The sequence below is a fragment of the Oceanisphaera ostreae genome (assembly GCF_042676125.1).
Classification (GTDB): Bacteria; Pseudomonadota; Gammaproteobacteria; order Enterobacterales; family Aeromonadaceae; genus Oceanimonas; species Oceanimonas ostreae.
Window position 1 is genome coordinate 1 of the sequence record NZ_JBHTJS010000037.1, and the last position, 16785, is coordinate 16785.

At 49.8% G+C, this 16785-nt stretch carries 9 protein-coding genes and 1 pseudogene; 5 read left to right on the top strand and 5 right to left on the bottom strand.

The window, feature by feature from the left end:
• Positions 1–659 precede the first annotated feature (659 nt).
• The gene (locus ACFQ1C_RS10625; RefSeq protein ID WP_379558589.1) at positions 660–1514 is read right to left on the bottom strand and encodes a helix-turn-helix transcriptional regulator; all 855 of its coding nucleotides are present in this window, start codon (positions 1512–1514) and stop codon (positions 660–662) included.
• Positions 1515–2190: 676 nt separating this feature from the next.
• On the opposite strand from ACFQ1C_RS10625, the gene tyrS reads away from it, so the two are divergent.
• Positions 2191–3513 (top strand): tyrosine--tRNA ligase, encoded by a 1323-nt coding sequence (tyrS, locus tag ACFQ1C_RS10630; protein WP_379558590.1) that lies wholly within the window; start codon positions 2191–2193, stop codon positions 3511–3513.
• A gap of 722 nt (positions 3514–4235) precedes the next feature.
• Here the strand turns inward: tyrS and rluF are convergent.
• The 3 genes and pseudogenes from rluF to ACFQ1C_RS10645 all read right to left on the bottom strand — a co-directional run.
• A complete protein-coding gene (rluF, locus tag ACFQ1C_RS10635; protein WP_379558591.1) occupies positions 4236–5201 on the bottom strand; it encodes a 23S rRNA pseudouridine(2604) synthase RluF in 966 nt (321 codons plus the stop codon).
• 760 nt (positions 5202–5961) lie between these two features.
• Positions 5962–6426, bottom strand: a complete 465-nt coding sequence (locus ACFQ1C_RS10640; protein WP_379558592.1) for a methyltransferase family protein — start codon at positions 6424–6426, stop codon at positions 5962–5964.
• A 182-nt stretch (positions 6427–6608) separates the two neighbouring features.
• Positions 6609–8399 (bottom strand): annotated as a pseudogene (locus tag ACFQ1C_RS10645) (SulP family inorganic anion transporter); the annotation flags it as partial.
• A gap of 501 nt (positions 8400–8900) precedes the next feature.
• Between ACFQ1C_RS10645 and ACFQ1C_RS10650 the strand changes: the two are divergent.
• Positions 8901–9905, top strand: a complete 1005-nt coding sequence (locus tag ACFQ1C_RS10650; RefSeq protein WP_379558593.1) for a response regulator — start codon at positions 8901–8903, stop codon at positions 9903–9905.
• Positions 9906–9908: 3 nt separating this feature from the next.
• Positions 9909–10868 carry a diguanylate cyclase gene (locus tag ACFQ1C_RS10660; protein ID WP_449290068.1) on the top strand — a complete coding sequence of 320 codons (960 nt, stop codon included), beginning with the start codon at positions 9909–9911 and terminating at the stop codon, positions 10866–10868.
• Positions 10869–11298: 430 nt separating this feature from the next.
• Here ACFQ1C_RS10660 and fabV read toward each other — a convergent pair whose 3' ends face one another.
• Complete coding sequence (gene fabV, locus ACFQ1C_RS10665) at positions 11299–12504, bottom strand: enoyl-ACP reductase FabV (RefSeq protein WP_379558594.1); 1206 nt, start codon at positions 12502–12504, stop codon at positions 11299–11301.
• Positions 12505–13364: 860 nt separating this feature from the next.
• On the opposite strand from fabV, the gene ACFQ1C_RS10670 reads away from it, so the two are divergent.
• Positions 13365–15122, top strand: coding sequence for a DEAD/DEAH box helicase family protein (locus ACFQ1C_RS10670; protein ID WP_379558595.1), 1758 nt, complete (start codon positions 13365–13367; stop codon positions 15120–15122).
• An 8-nt stretch (positions 15123–15130) separates the two neighbouring features.
• Positions 15131–16573, top strand: a complete 1443-nt coding sequence (dacB, locus tag ACFQ1C_RS10675; RefSeq protein ID WP_379558596.1) for a D-alanyl-D-alanine carboxypeptidase/D-alanyl-D-alanine endopeptidase — start codon at positions 15131–15133, stop codon at positions 16571–16573.
• Positions 16574–16785: the final 212 nt, after the last annotated feature.

A 16785-nucleotide genomic window follows, 5' to 3' on the forward strand; every position in this document is an offset into this window, starting at 1 on the left:
TCAGAACCCTCGGCGCTGGTCGGGCAATACTCGAAACTGGGCCGTGGCCGGCCCCGTCTCGCTTAACCCCTGTAAGCTCGAGGAGGTTGAGCGGAATAAAATGGCCGCTTAGATAGTGTTATTTGGACAACTGGGTTGAAAACCACCGAAACACTAAACCTATTTTTGCCACGGAATCCACGGAATCCACTGAACCCACGGAAAAATAGGGATCAGATCTGAAAAAATATTTAATGGGTAAGACCGGCCCTTCTACGTCATGCCGTATCTTGTTTCGCTCTCAGCCGTCATGCCGGTACCGGGTCGTGGCCCGGCATGACAGCTCCGGTATCTTGTTTTGTCTTTGAAGGTTAAAAACGAGATCCTGATGTGCATCAGGATGACGGCTTAAACATAAACACGCACCGCCCTATGCTGTCATGCCGGACGTGCTCCGGTATCTTGTTTAGCCTTTGAAGGTTAAAAACGAGATCCTGATGTGCATCAGGATGACGGCTGAGTGCGAGATCCTGACGTGCGTCAGGATGACGGCTGTTTTAACCCCCATAAAATCCCTTAGTCACTTTTCGCTCTTATCTCATCTTAATTTTTCCGTGGGTTCAGTGGATTCCGTGGCAAAAATAGGTTTAGTGTTTATTTTTAAGCTGGGCGCTGGGCGCTTAGTCGTTCGTAATCAAATGGTTAATAAAGTGGGCAAATAGCGCTGCTTGGCTGTCTATGTGTAGTTTGCTGTAAAGGTGCTTGCGGTGATTTTTAACGGTGCCTACGCCGATGCCTAGCTGTTGGGCGATGGCGTCGTTGTTTTGGCCTTGTAATAACAAGGCCGCTACTTGTTGCTCGCGAGGGGTGAGCCGTGCCTTGCCAAAGCTGGCCAGCGCCCTGTCTACATGAGCGCGCATTTTGTTTGGCGCCAGCGGCGTTATTAACTCATCTATAGATGATGTTGGCGGAGGTACTGAAGGAGATACTGAAGGAGAGAGCGCCATTAGGTCACTTGTTGCTGGCCAATGCTGGCGGCATAAGGCACTTAATATCGGTAGCAAGTGTCGCAACCGCGCTTGTTCGTCTGCACTAAAAGGCACTGCCGCTAGCCGGCCTAAAAATAGCGTGAGCCATTGGCCTTTATGTAACGACAGCACTAACCCTAGTTCTTCTTGCCAGCCGGTCGCCTGATAAAATTCCGCCATATAATGCGGCCCCCTGCCCTGCTCTGCTACGAGTGTGCGCAGTGCATAGACGCCTTCACTTAAGCCTCGACTAAGGGCTTGATAAAAAGGATCTTGCGCATAAATACCGTTTAGGTATTGCTGAAACAACAAGTCGCGACGATGTTGTAAATTGTCATACAAATACACCGCTGGCCCACCACTGCGATAGCTCAATATCAGGGTGCAATCGCTGGTGACTTGGGTAGCAACCAAGGATGCCAGCCGACGCACAAATGCCACGGTGCCAATAGCACTGATAGCCTTAGCCAGCGCCTGCTGATAGTCATTTTCATTTAGTATCGACATGGCTAAGTCCTAGTGAAGAGTGAAGTGGACGGCACGACATTAAAGCCAAAGCTATTTTTGCCACGGAATACACGGAAGAACACGGAAAAATAGTGATCAGCTCTGAAAAAAATATTTAATGGGTAAGAGCGGCCCTTCTACGTCATGCCGTATCTTGTTTCGCTCTCAGCCGTCTTACCGGACGTGCTCCGGTATCTTGTTTAGCCTTTTAAGGTTAAAAACGAGATCCTGATGTGCATCAGGATGACGGCTTAAACATAAACACGCACCGCCCTATGCTGTCATGCCGGACGTGCTCCGGTATCTTGTTTAGCCCTCAGCCGTCTTACCGGACGTGCTCCGGTATCTTGTTTTGTCTTTGAAGGTTAAAAACGAGATCCTGATGTGCATCAGGATGACGGCTGAGTGCGAAATCCTGATTGTCATCAGGATGACGGCTGTTTTAACCCCCATAAGATCCCTTAGTCACTTTTCGCTCTTATCTCATCTTAATTTTTCCGTGTTGTTCCGTGTTCTTCCGTGGCAAAAATAGGTTTAGTGTTTATTTTTAAGCTGGGCGTCGGGCGCTTGGTGCTCGGCGCTAAGTGATTTTACCCCGAACTGTCCTTAAAAGGACATAGGCAAGTGGGTGGGAGCTAGGTCAGGATGATGCTTTGTTAATTATAAAGAGCCCACCATGTCTGATGTAGCACCACTGCCAGTAACTACCCCTAATGTTGAGCCTGCTTGTGCGCCTAATGCATTGCTGCAAGAGCTGCATGATCGCGGTTTAATCGCCCAGCAGTCTGACGCGGCCGCCCTTGGCGCGCACTTAAGCCAGCAACCTAGGGTGATTTATTGTGGCTTTGATCCTACTGCAGGCAGCTTGCACATTGGGCATTTGGTGCCGTTATTAATGTTGCGTCGTTTTAAAGAAGCCGGCCATAGTGTGGTGGCATTGGTGGGCGGCGCCACCGGTATGATTGGCGACCCCAGCTTTAAAGCCAGTGAGCGCAGTCTTAACACGGCCGACACGGTCAATGGTTGGGTTGCCGACTTGCAGCAGCAAATCAGCCCATTACTGAAGGCCCAAGAAAGCCCCCAGCAAGTGCGCTTGCTTAATAATGCTGACTGGATGAGTAAACTGGATTTATTCGCGTTTTTACGGGATATCGGCAAGCATTTCTCTGTTAATGCCATGATCGCTAAAGACTCCGTTAAGCAGCGACTGGCGCGCCCAGATCAGGGGCTATCGTTTACCGAGTTTGCATACTCACTATTACAGTCTTACGACTTTGCGGTGCTGAATAAAGAGCAGAACTGTACGCTGCAAATTGGCGGTAACGACCAATGGGGTAATATTACCAGCGGCATCGACTTGACTCGCCGTCTTAATCAGCAAACGGTGTTTGGTCTGACTTTACCGCTGATCACCAAGGCGGATGGTACCAAGTTTGGTAAAACCGAAACCGGCACCGTGTGGCTGGACCCCGCCAAGACATCTCCCTATGCTTTTTATCAGTTTTGGCTGAATACCGCCGACGCTGACGTATACCGCTTTTTACGTTTTTACAGCCTGCGTTCGGTGGCTGACATTGCCGATATTGAACGTCAAGACAGCGCCAGCAATACTAAACCGATTGCCCAACGTTTGTTGGCAGCCGAACTCACCGAGCTGGTACACGGTACGGCGGCGTTGGCGGGTGCCGAGCGTATTAGTCAGGCGTTATTCAGTGGGGATTTTAGCCAGTTAAGCTTGGCCGAGTTTGGACAGCTAGAGCAAGATGGTATTCCACTAACGCACATCGAAGGCGCTGCCGCTCCCATGCTCAGCCGCTTGTTGGTTGACAGTACCCTTGCCAGTTCGCTGCGCCAAGCCCGAGAGCTAATTGCCAACGGCGCGATTGCGGTTAACGGCGAAGTCATTACTACCGATACCGAGCAGTTAACGCGCCTGCAGCAGCATTATGTGATTTTACGCCGTGGTAAAAAGCATTTTCATTTGGTTAAGTTGAGATAAATATAGCGCCCGGCGCCCAGCACCAAGCGCCAAGTTAAGAATCAACACCGAACGTTGTAGCCAGCGCTTTAGCTGCTGGGGCTGCGGAGCAGGATGGTTTTTAAATGTCTGCAAAGGACACTGGACCCCCGCCTTCGCGAGGGTGACGATAGGGGTAAGCCAGCGCTTCAGCTGCAGGTGCTGCGGAGCAGGATGATTTTTAAATGTCTGCAAAGGACACTGGACCCCCGCCTTCGCGAGGGTGACGATAGAGGTAAGCCAGCGCTTTAGCTGCAGGGACTGCGGAGCAGGATGGTGTTTAACTGTCTGCAAAGGACACTGGACCCCCGCCTTCGCGAGGGTGACGATAGGGGTAAGCTAGCGCTTTAGCTGCAGGGACTGCGGAGCAGGATGGTTTTTAAATGTCTGCAAAGGGCACTGGACCCCCGCCTTCGCGAGGGTGACGATAGGGGTAAGCCAGCGCTTTAGCTGCTGGTACTGCTGAGCAGGATGTTTTTTAAATGTCTGCAAAGGACACTGGACCCCCGCCTTCGCGAGGGTGACGATAGGGGTAAGCCAGCGCTTTAGCTGCAGGGACTGCGGAGCAGGATGATTTTTAAATCCCGCTGAGACGGGACTGGCAGCTAAAGCGCCAGCCTACAGAAAATACCGACCTTGTAGCCGGCGCTGACACTCAACATTCAACATTCAACATTCAACATTCAACATTCAACATTCAACATTCACCCTCTCGATCGCTTACCTCGATTGCTTTGCGGGAGTGATCCTTTGCTAGATCTTGGACCTTTTTTGGCGCTGGCATCTTTATCTGCACCGTTGCGTGTGCTGGGTTTGCCTGCTTTGTTCGCGCGCGCGCCTTCTTTGTGGGCAGATGTCGGTTTATGACGTTTTGGCGGTGAGGGGGTGTTTCTCACTAGTGGGCCTTGGCGGGCGGCTTTGGGTTGTTCTAGTACCGAGGCTTCTTCGGTTTTACTGGAGTCGCCAATCATGCTGTTGATAAGCGCAAGTTCAGAGGCGGACACATACCGCCATTGGCCGGGTTTTAAGCCACCCAGTTCAATGTTCATAATGCGTACCCGCTTTAAGCTGGTAACGCTAAAGCCCAGATATTCGGCCATGCGCCGGATCTGTCTATTCAAGCCTTGGGTAAGAATGATGTTGATGGTTTTAGGGCCAATTTTTTTGACCTTACACGGCTTGGTTATGGTGTCGAGAATCGGCACACCGGCCCCCATGCGTGCGATAAAGTCGTCGGTGATGGGTTTGTCCATCGACACTATGTATTCTTTTTCGTGGGCGTTGCCGGCTCTAAGGATTTTGTTAACGATGTCGCCGTCGTTGGTCAGTAGGATCAGGCCGCTGGAAGGCTTATCTAACCGACCAATAGGAAAGATGCGCGCTTTATAATTAACGGCGTCAACAATGTTCTCAGCAATGGCACTGTCGGTGGTGCAGGTAATGCCAATGGGTTTGTTATACACCAAATATACGGCTTGGGGTTTGGCGCGCAGCGGCTTGCCATTCACTTGCACGGCGTCGGCGTCACTAACCTTAACGCCCATGCCCGCTACTTCACCGTTTACTTTTACTCGGCCTTGCTCGATGAGTCGATCGGCTTCGCGGCGCGAGCAAATACCGGTTTCACTGATATATTTATTGAGGCGAGTCGTGCCGCTGTCTTGGTTCATCGTGCTAAATCTCTCTTCCAACAGTCTTGCTAAAGGCATGTTAAACAAGCTTGCACAGACCAAATAATGAAAGCGCAAGTGTAGAGAGCCCAGCAACTGCCCGCAAGCCCTATGATGGTGAAATACAGCGCCTGGTGCGCAGCTAAAAAAAATATCAAAATCTAAACCTACTTTTGCCACGGAACCCACAGAACCCACGGAAAAATAGAGATCAAATCTGAAAAGATAATTTATGGGTAAGATCAAGCCCATGCCGTCTTACCGGTACCGGGTCAGGCCAGGCATGACGGCTCCGGTATCTCGCAGTTAAAGACTAAAGACTCTTTCGCAACGGAACCCGCGAAACCCACGGAAAAATAGAGATCAGATCTGAAAGTGATCTTTATGGGTAAGAGCAAGTCCTATGCCGTCTTACCGGTACCGGATCAGGCCAGGCATGACGGCCCCGGTATCTCGCTTTTAGCACTAAAACCCAAAAGCAGAAGCGAGATCCTGACGTGCGTCAGGATGACAGCTGAGTGCCAGATCCTGATTGTCATCAGGATGACGCCTGTTTTAACCCCGATAAGCACTTTTCGCCCTTATCTCATCTTAATTTTTCCGTGGATTTCGTGGATTCCGTGGCAAAGAAGTCTTTAGTCTTTAAAATCCCGCCGAGATGGGACTGGCAGCTACTCTTTATTCCAAATATGGCCAGCCTACATAAACACACCTAATCCTGCGGTTTCGTCTTAGTCTGTCCGCTTAACCCTTCACATTCTTATAACCAGCGGCGCACTTTTTGGCGGTATTGTTGGTAGGGTTGGCCAAATTTTTTAGTAAGTGCTTGTTCTTCGGCTTTAATTTGTACTTTGGTCATATAAAGTATAAATACCAGCAGCCACAAGAGGCTTACTCCATTGCCTAACCAAATGCCCCACGCCAGCAGCAGTAACCCGTCTCCTACATAAATCGGATTACGGCTATAGCCGAACACGCCTTGTGTTACCAAGGTGCTAGCTTGGCTGGGGTTAAACGGTAATAAGGTGGTGTGGGCTTGGTGTAAGGTGCGCACCGCTAACACCATGAGCACTAGGCCCATAAAAGCGATGAGTAGCGCTAACCCGAGCTGCGCCATAACATGCCAGCGTTCGCCTTGGGGGGAGCTGGTTAGCCACATTAGTGCAGCGGTAAGTGCCGTTATTACCGGCGGTGGCACCCAGCGTACTAGCGTAGAAATAGTCATTTTAATTTTCTCGAGCCAAAGTGAGTCGGTGTGCGTGTGGCGTCATCTACGCGCCCGGCTGACTGAATAATGCTCGGTTCAGACCCAGATATAGGTTCAACCAACGGAAAAGACAGCTTACTCTCGGTTGCTTCAGGGTCAAGGCGCGCACTGAATGCCGTTTTTTGCGCGCTAACACCGTCGAGATTAAGCTGTAGCGAAAAAGGCTCTTCGGTGGGCATTCGGTTAAGTTCATCTTGTGCGATGTCGTTAGCTTCAGACTCAAGGGTAATGGTTTCGGGCTCTTCATCCCGATACATGTTGGTCATGCGCAGCGCTTGGTATACATCGGGATACACAAAGATGCCCTCGTCTCCTACCCGGATCCCGGCTTGTTTTAGCCATTTGGTCATTTGCCCACGTCGCCCCGCCATCACCATGTGAATGCCTCTGCGTTTAAGCTCTTTATGTAGCTCTCCGACCATGGTCATTACACTAATGTCTTGATGGGTAAAGCAAGAAACCGCATCAATAATTAAACATTTAGCTGGGTGTTTTTCTCTCGCTAATAATAGCAGCACTCGCCGTTTAAAATAGGCGGCATTAAAGTAGGTTAGCGGCGAATTAAAGCGATAAATTAATACTCCCGTTACGGCTTTTACTTCTTCGTTATGGCCAAGTGTGTGTACCACGCCTTCGTCATTCATGCCCATGAGTTGTTCGGTGGGACGCATGACGTTACGCAAAAACTGAAATAACCCCAATAATACCGCCAAGGCAATGCCTGGGATCACCCCAACAAATAGCACACTAAAAAAGGTGACTAAGGCTAACCAAAAGGCCGAGCTATCAGACTTATGCAGCGCCCAAATGCTACGAAAATCAGTCATAGAAAACGAAGCCAAAATTAACACTATGCCTAAGGCCGCGGTAGGAATGTACTGCAACGGCGCGGTTAGAAAAAAGGTCACGGCTGCTATCGCCAACGCGGCCACAATAGACACCAGCTGGCTTTTACCGCCGTTGGCGTCGTTTACCGCGGTGCGTGAGTCGGCACCACTAATCGCAAACCCCTGCGATACTGCCGAGGCGATATTGGCCAACCCCAATGCGCGAAACTCTTTGTCTGCGTCTACGTCATAACCATTTTTGGCCGCAAAGCTGCGCGCGGTGAGCATCATAGACACGAAGCTCACCATGGCGAGGTTGAGAGCCGGTAGCACTAGATCACGAATTAATCCTGGCGGAAATTCAGGAATTTGAAAATCGGGTAAGCCGCTGCTTAAGCTGCCCACTACCGCGACATTCATCCAAGTAGGATCGCCTAACCACAACACGATGGCGGCAACAGCTAGTGCCAACAGCGAACTTGGCCATTGAGGGCGAAAATAGCGACTGAGCAACATTATAATGAGGGTTAATACGCTAATGCCTAGCGTAACGTGATGAATTTGCGACCAATAACTCGGCGCCGCCAACAGGCGTTCTATTAAGCCAGTTTGGGCGAAGGTAAAACCAAACACGCTAGATAATTGGCCCACAACAATAGTAATGGCGACCCCGTTTAATAGGCCCATTAAGATAGGTCGAGAGAGAAAGTCGGCCAATACGCCAAGCTTGAGGCGGCTGGCAATAAGACACCAAAAGCCGGTCATGGCGGTCATGGTCATCACTAATTGCCAATGCCGCGCGGCATCCCCCGCCGCAAGTGGCGTCACCACGGCGGCAATAACCGCACAGGTGGCCGCGTCTGGCCCTACTATAAGCTGGCGAGACGAGCCAAATAGTGCATAAACAATCATCGGCAGAATACAGGAGTAAAGGCCAACGATGGCCCCAACACCAGTTAACTCGGCATAAGCAATGGCCACCGGCAAGGCCACGGCGGCCACCGATATGCCGGCGCGCACGTCTGCCGCCAACCAAGATCGCTGATAACCCAGCAAGCTAACTAAACCCGGCATCCACCGAGCTAAAGAAAAAAATTTATTCAATTTACAACCACCACTGTGATTATGTAGCTATTGGCATTATAAGCAGTATCGCTGAATAGCAGTGCATTGTGTGGTAAATAAAGCGTGAAGGGGAAACTAGCGCCGAGCGCCCGGCGCCAAGCTACAAACCAATAACCACATATCTCCGGTATCTACTTTATCACTTTAAGAGCAAGTTACTGATTTTCATCAGGATGACGGCATAAATATAAAACACGCTGTTCTTTGTTTCGCTGGGTGCTTGGTGCCGGGCGCTCGGCGCTAGTTTCATCAGGATGACGGCATAAAAACAAGATGCCGGAGCACGTCCGGCATGACGGCATAGGGCAGTGTGTTTAGCTGGGCGCCGGGCGCTCGGCGCTAGTTTCCCCTTCACGCTTCACCTTTCACATAATGATTTGTTTGCTGTTAACTGGTCACAAGTTATGATTGAATTGTATAATTAGTTACAAAGCTCTAATAATTTCTATCTGTTAGTTCTAATACAGGCGCTTTCATAGCATGACCACCCAGATTTTAATTTGTGACGACTCGGTATTCGCACGTAAACAGGTGGCTGGGGCCCTTCCTTCACACTGGGATGTGGATATCCAGTTTGCCCATAATGGTATTGAAGCCCTAAACCTCCTGCGCCATGTAGGGACAGATTTGTTGTTTATTGACATCAACATGCTTGAACCAGATGGTTATGGGGTACTTACAGCCATACAGACAGAGAAATTACAGACCGTCACTGTGGTTATGTCTGGTGATATTCAGCATAAAGCCCAGCAAAATTTAGCCTCTTTGGGCGCCATTGGTCTTATTAAAAAGCCAATAGACGCCTCCGAACTGGCTTGTCTGCTTAATGAGTACGGCCAGTATCAACCCAACGATGAGCCACCGCTTCCGATATCTAACTGCGACTCTGCTGCACCTATTTCGTTATCTGAATATTTACAAGAAATGGCGAATATTGCCATGGGCCAAGCGTCTAATCTGCTGGCCCAGTTGCTTAATGTATTTATCCATCAACCTATTCCTAAAGTAGCGCTTATTGAGCGCGATGATCTAGACATAGCTATTGGTACGATGGATAACAACACTAATTATTCTCTTGTTGCCCAAGGCTTCGTGGGGGCGGGAGTGTCTGGCGAGGCGCTATTACTCTTTTCAGATAGCAGCAGCGAAGAAATGGCCAAACTTCTTGATTATGACGATACCAACAGTTCGGATCCCGAAATGGAAGTGCTGCTTGATATGTCGAATATTTTGTTTGGCGCCTTCATTAAAGGCTTAGGTGAACAGTTAGACATTAAGTTTCGCCTTGGCCAGCCGAGCATTTTAGGCAAACATCAGCAAGTGAAGAATCTACTCGAACATCATAACCAGCAAGCAGAGCAGTTGCTGTGTATTGAAATTCCTTATGAGCTCGAGCAACAGCATATTAGCTGTAATTTGTTAGTATTGCTGACCGCAGATTCAGTTAAGCGACTAGAGCAGCAACTGATTTATTTAACGGAGTAAATAATGCCTATTTCTCAGCAGGATGCTCATGCCTTTCATTTTTTAGTCGACATGTTGGAGTCGGTAGAAATTGGCTTAGTAGTATTGGATTTAGACTACAACATTCAGCTGTGGAATGGGTTTATGGAAAACCATAGTGGCATGACCTCTGCGGCGGTACAAAGTAAAAACCTGTTCAGTTTGTTTCCCGAATTGTCTCAAGCTTGGCTTAAACGAAAAATAGACACCGTAGTCACTCTTAAAACCCGGGCTTTTACCTCTTGGGAGTTACGCCCTCATTTGTTTCGTTTTGGTAACAGCCGCCCTATTACTAGCATTTCGCCTTATATGTATCAAAACATGACCATTAGCCCACTGGCCGAGCCTGATGGCAGTGTTAAGCGGGTCTGCCTAATGCTATATGACGTTACCGATGTTGCTTGCAGTCGCTTGGCTCTTGAGCAAGCAAACGCACAACTGGCACAGTTAAGCCAAACCGATAATTTAACGGGGCTACTTAATCGTGGCGCGTGGGAAAGCCTACTGAACAGTGAGTTTGAACGGTTTAGGCGTTACGGCAATAAAAGCGGCTTGATCATGTTAGACATTGATAACTTTAAAGCGGTTAATGACCAATATGGCCATCTTGTGGGTGATGATGTTATTCGCCACCTCGCCAGCACTATTCGCGCCAGCCTGCGCCATACCGATTATCCGGGCCGTTACGGAGGGGAAGAGTTTGCCATTATTTTGCCAGAAACCGATGCGGATGGTGCGCAGATTATTGCCGAAAGGCTGCGTGCAAATATTGCGAGCGCCGTGGTACACAGCCACAAAGTCACTCTTAGTTATACCGTTAGCTTAGGTGTGGCAATATTAGCGCAAGAGACACCGGATGTAAGTGCTTGGTTGCGCAGTGCAGACGGTGCCTTGTATGCCGCTAAACATGCAGGAAAGAACCAGGTGGTGTGTGCTAGCTCTTAAGAAGAGTAAAGTCGACGAGGAATGTTGAATGTTGAGTAAAGCGCAGCCCTTACAAACTAAACAATTTTTTGCCACGGAACCCACGGAAGAACACGGAAAAATTAAGATGAGATAAGAGCGAAAAATGACTAAGGGATCTTATTGGTAAGAGCAAGCATCCCGCAGCTTTACGCCCTACGCTATACCCGTCGTAAGTTAAAGATAGACACCGTTCTGGTAGCCTCGGTAAGACGGCATGGGCTTGATCTTACCCATAAATTATCTTTTCAGATCTGATCTCTATTTTTCCGTGTTCTTCCGTGTATTCCGTGGCAAAAAAAGTTTTTAATCTTAGCTTGTCCCCTTCACCCTTTACGTGATCTTTACGCTTCACGTAAAACGAAAAAGCCCGGTTGAGTTACTCAACCGGGCTTTGTAATCGCTAAAAGTATTACGCCAGTTCGATGACGTCGAACTCTACTTGTGTATCAACATCGGCATCGTAATCTACACCGGTTAGGCCAAAACCAAATAGACGTAAAAACTCGTCTTTATAGCCTTGGTAATCCGTTAACTGGTAAATGTTGTCATCTTGCACTTGTGCCCAAATCTCGCGACAGGCATCTTGTACTGTATCGCGCAGTTCCCAATCATCTAAGCGTAGACGATTTTGCTCGTCTACTTGAACCGCTTCACCGCTGTATAAGCGCTCGGTAAACAGACGCTGAATTTGCTCGATACATCCTTCGTGAATGCCCTGCTCTTTCATCACCTTAAAGGCCATAGAAATATACAACGGCATTACCGGAATAGCAGCAGATGCCTGAGTTACCACCGATTTAAGCACGGCTACGTGGGCATTACCGCCCTTGGCTTTTAATTGCGCGTCAATGGCGTGGGCGGCACGATCCAAGTCTTCTTTGGCTTTGCCCAAGGTTCCGTGCCAATAGATAGGCCAGGTTAAGCTGGTACCAATGTAAGAGTAGGCAACCGATTTAGCACCGTCGGCTAACACGCCGGCATCGGCCAGTGCATTCATCCACAGTTCCCAGTCTTGGCCACCCATGACCTGAATGGTATCGGCAATTTCTTGCTCGTTAGCCGGCTCAACCATGGCTTCAATCAGCACGTCTTTGTTGGTGTCTAATGCAGTTGATTTATACACTTCACCAATCGGCTTTAATGCTGAGCGCACCACTTCGCCGGTATCTGGCATTTTACGCACCGGGGAGGCCAGAGAGTATACGACTAAGTCAATTTGGCCCAAGTCTTGTTTAATAAGGTCAATTACTTGCTCACGGCAGGCATTAGAAAAGGCGTCACCGTTAATGCTTTTGGCATATAGGCCTTGTTCTTTAGCTGCTTTTTCGAACGCGGCGGAGTTATACCAACCCGCAGAGCCTGTCTTGCGATCGGTGGCTGGTTTTTCAAAGAACACGCCAATGGTGGCCGCGTCGCTGCCAAAGGCGGCATTAATACGAGATGCTAGGCCGTAACCGGTAGAGGCACCGATCACCAGTACCTTTTTAGGACCCTGCTTAAGTTGGCCTTTGCCTTTGCCTTTAACGTAAGCAATTTGCTCACGTACATTAGCCTCACAACCAACGGGATGAGTAGTGGTACAAATAAAGCCACGAATCTTGGGTTTGATGATCATAGAGCGATTTGCCTCAATTATTCTTAGATAGATACTAGGGTCTGTTGACCTTTCGCGATTATTTTTGCAGCAATTTGTGGGGGGTATACAAGGTATCGCTTGTGCCATGGAGTCATTTTCCATCAATAAGCGATAACACCGTAGAAAGGCTCCACAAATGCTGCCCTTCGGGTTCGGCTAAACGCGTTTTTCTCTTTGTTGAGTGGGCGTTTGCTTAGAATGACTAGGCTACACCCCACTCGCCGCGATAAAAACGCGTTTAACTCGAACAAAACTTAACCGCGAAAGGTCAACAGACCCTAAAGATACCTTATTCTAAAGCAAAAGTGAGCTACGAACCAAAACAGGAAGAAAGACCCTAGTGCCTCTCGCAACGGAATCCACAGAATCCACGGAAAAATTAAGATGAGATAAGGGATAGTGTTGAATTATGAATGTTGAGTGAAAGCACTTAACTCAACACTAGTATGTAGCCAGCGCTTTAGCTGCAGGTACTGCGTAAGTAATGCCGCATAACCGGCGTGGTTCTGTCGTCATTCCCGCGAAGGCGGGAATCCAGGTTTTGTGGCGCAGAACGGTCAGCCTGCGGGACGCCTGCAAAGGGCACTGGACCCCCGCCTTCGCGAGGGTGACGATAAAGGCAAGCCTGCGCTTCAGCTGCAGGGACTGCGGAGCAGGATTGTTTGGTCGTTGAACTTAGCTTCTAGCTTTGTTTCAGATCTGATCTCTATTTTTCTATGGGTTTCGCGGGTTCCGTTGCAAAGAGGTTTTTCGCTTTACGGCTTAGCTTGCTCTTTACTCTTCACTCTTTACCCTTCACATTGCAGGTTTGTTGGCTTACTGCGCTTAAAGGACTTTTCATGTTTACCCTACGGCCCTATCAGCAAGAGGCGGTTGATCGTACGCTTGCCTATTTTCGCCGCCACCACGATCCGGCGGTGTTGGTGCTGCCCACGGGCGCCGGTAAGAGTTTGGTGATTGCCGAGCTGGCGCGCCTAGCTCGGGGGCGGGTATTGGTGTTGGCGCATGTTAAAGAGCTGGTCGAGCAAAACCATGACAAGTATCAAAGCTATGGCCAACAGGCGGCTATTTTTTCTGCCGGGCTTGGCAAAAAAGAAGCACATACGCAGGTAGTGTTTGGCTCTGTGCAGTCGGTGGCGCGCAATCTAGATGCCTTTTCAAACTTTAGCTTGGTGGTCATTGATGAATGCCACCGCGTGTCCGATGACGAAAACAGCCAATATCTGCAGGTGATTAATCATTTGCGCCAATCTAACGAACAGCTAAAGGTGCTGGGGTTAACGGCGACACCTTATCGGCTGGGGCTGGGTTGGATTTATCAGCTTCATTATCACGGCATGGTACGCAGCCGTGGGCCGCGTTTTTTTAAGCAGTGTATTTTTGAATTACCGCTGCGCCTGATGATCAAGCAAGGTTACTTAACTCCCCCACAAATAGTAGACGCGCCCATAGTGCACTATGATTTTTCGAGGCTTTATGAGCAGGGGTTGTTTACTGAGCAAGCATTAGAAAAAGAGTTGGCGCGCCAGCCCAGAGTCACCCCGCATATAGTGCAACAAATTCAAGATTATGCGGTTGAACGCGTGGGCGTGATGGTGTTTGCCAGCACGGTGCGTCATGCCGTTGAAGTGGCCGGTTTGCTACCTGCGGCGCAAACGGCGTTGATCACCGGTGACACCCCAGGCGCTGATCGCGATGAGATTATTCGCCGCTTTAAGGCGCGAGAAATTAAGTTTTTGGTCAATGTCTCGGTACTCACTACCGGCTTTGATGCCCCGCATGTGGATGTGATAGCCCTACTGCGCCCTACGCAATCGGTGGCGCTGTATCAGCAAATTATTGGCCGAGGACTTAGACTAAGCCCCAATAAAACCGACTGTTTAGTACTCGACTATGCGGCTAATAATATGGACCTATTTGCTCCCGATGTGGGTGAGCCTCGCCCGCACCCCGATACCACTCAGGTGCAGGTGCTGTGCCCTGCCTGTGGCTTTGCCAACATATTTTGGGGTAAAACCGATGAGCAAGGGCACGTACTAGAGCATTTTGGCCGCCGCTGCCAAGGCCTATTTGAGCATGATGACGATGATGGCCAAGACACACTCGGCGAGCCCTGCGGCTATCGCTTTCGCTTTAAGTCTTGCCCGCAATGCATGGCAGAAAATGATATTGCCGCCCGACAATGCAACGACTGTGGCCACTTGCTGGTCGACCCCGATAAAAAGCTAAAAGAAGCGCTGGCGCTAAAAGATGCGCTGGTGCTGCGCTGTGCGGGCCTAAGCTTAGCTGAAAGCCAAGGCAAATTTGGCCCCGCCCTGCAGGTGACGTATTACGATGAAGATGGCACCGAGCTTAAGCAATGGTATGCTTTCGACCAGAAAGGCACGAAGGGCCGCTTTTTTCTGGAGTTTGTCCGCCCGCACTGGCCCGCACCAGGCTTAGAACCCACCTTTGGCTCGCTGGCCGAGGTGGTTGCTGGTGCCGAGCGCTTTCGCCACCCAGACTTTGTGATAGCCCGCCAGCACAAACGCCGCTGGCAGATAAAAGAAATCTTATTCGATTACCAGGGCCGGTTTCGCACCGCCCATTCATTATAAAGAGTGTTATGAACCGTTATCTCGTTGGCCTTGCCGCCCTTATTGTCCATTTTTCCGTTGCTGCTAACACCGAATCTGCTAGCGCTCAGCCCATCGCCACGCCGCCTGCCAATGGCCAAGCCGCTTGGTTGCTGGCTGATGCCACCACCGGTGCAATAGAGTCTAGCCACAATGCACAGCTGTTATTAAAACCGGCGTCCACCCAAAAGTTGATTACCACCTTGGCTGGCGCCTTGGCGTTAGGGCCAGATTGGCGCTATCAAACTCAAGTGCGTTATAACGGCAAGTTACAGGGCGATAAGCTGGTAGGCGACTTACTGATTGACTTTGTGGGTGACCCCTCACTTAGCCGGGAGCAGCTATCGGCCCTGCTAAAGCGCACGGGGCTGCGTAGCATTAGCGGCAATATACTGCTTAATCAGCAACGATTTAGTGGCTACGACCGTGGCGATGGCTGGTCGTGGAACGACTTAAGCGTGTGTTATACCTCACCAGTATCGGCATTAATTTTAGACAGAAACTGCGTGCAAGGCGCCTTATATGCGCGACCTAACCAACCGGCACGCGCCACCGTGCCCGCCCATCAACCGGTGACCATTAGCGCCAAGGTGGAGGTGCTTAATCGTGCCGAGCAAAAGCAGCAGTTTTGCTCTTTAGAAGTTGAGATGAGCCCACCTAACCAATATCGCCTGACCGGTTGTATTGGCCCGCGTAAAGAGCCGTGGCCACTGCGCTTTGCCATTCAAGATGTAGACGCTTGGGGTGAAGACTTAACCCGTTGGGCATTAAAACAGGCCGGTATTCGCGTGTCGGGTGGCATTAGTGCCAGCCATATAGCGGCCGCAGACTGGCCTTCTTTGGCTCATCATCAATCGCCACCATTAAAAGAGTTAAGCCGTAGAATTTTAGAACACTCCGATAACTTGTATGCCGACAGCCTGTTGCGCACCTTAGGTGCCGAGCACTTTAAACAGCCGGGCAGCTTTCGTAATGGCACTCAGGCGGTGCGTGAGATTTTACTGCAACAGGCCAATATTGATTTAGGCCCTTCTTGGCTGGCCGATGGCTCTGGCTTATCTGCTCACAACATAGTGCGCGCCCAAGACTTGCTCGCCGTATTGCTGGTAATGGCACAAGACCCGCGCGCCGATTGGCTGATGGGGTTATTGCCGGTCAGTGGCGAGACTGGCACCTTGCATTATCGGCGCAGCGTGCAGAACCCCGCCCTTAAGGGAAAAATTATCGCTAAAACCGGCACCATTGCTCATGTGCAGAACTTGGCCGGCTTTATAGACACCAACACTGGGCAACGTAAGGCCTTTGTATTGCTACAGAATGGTTTATCTATTAGCCCACAGCACGAAAAAAACATCGCCGCAGGCCAAGGAGAATGGCCAGCAAGGCGCTTCGAGCGCGAATGGCTGGAAGCTGCAGCTCTTAAAAAACAGTGAAGGGCAAATACAGCGCCCGGCGCCAAGCACCAAGCACCAAGCTAAACAATGAGATTAAACATTCTTCGCCACGGAACCCACGGAAAAATTTAGATGAGATAAGGGAAGTAGTGTTGAATTATGAGTGTTGAATGTTGAGTGAAAGCTGGAATGGCCCGACTAAAGTAGACACCAGTTTAAGCAGCATTAAGTTGCTGTGCATATGCGTTGGG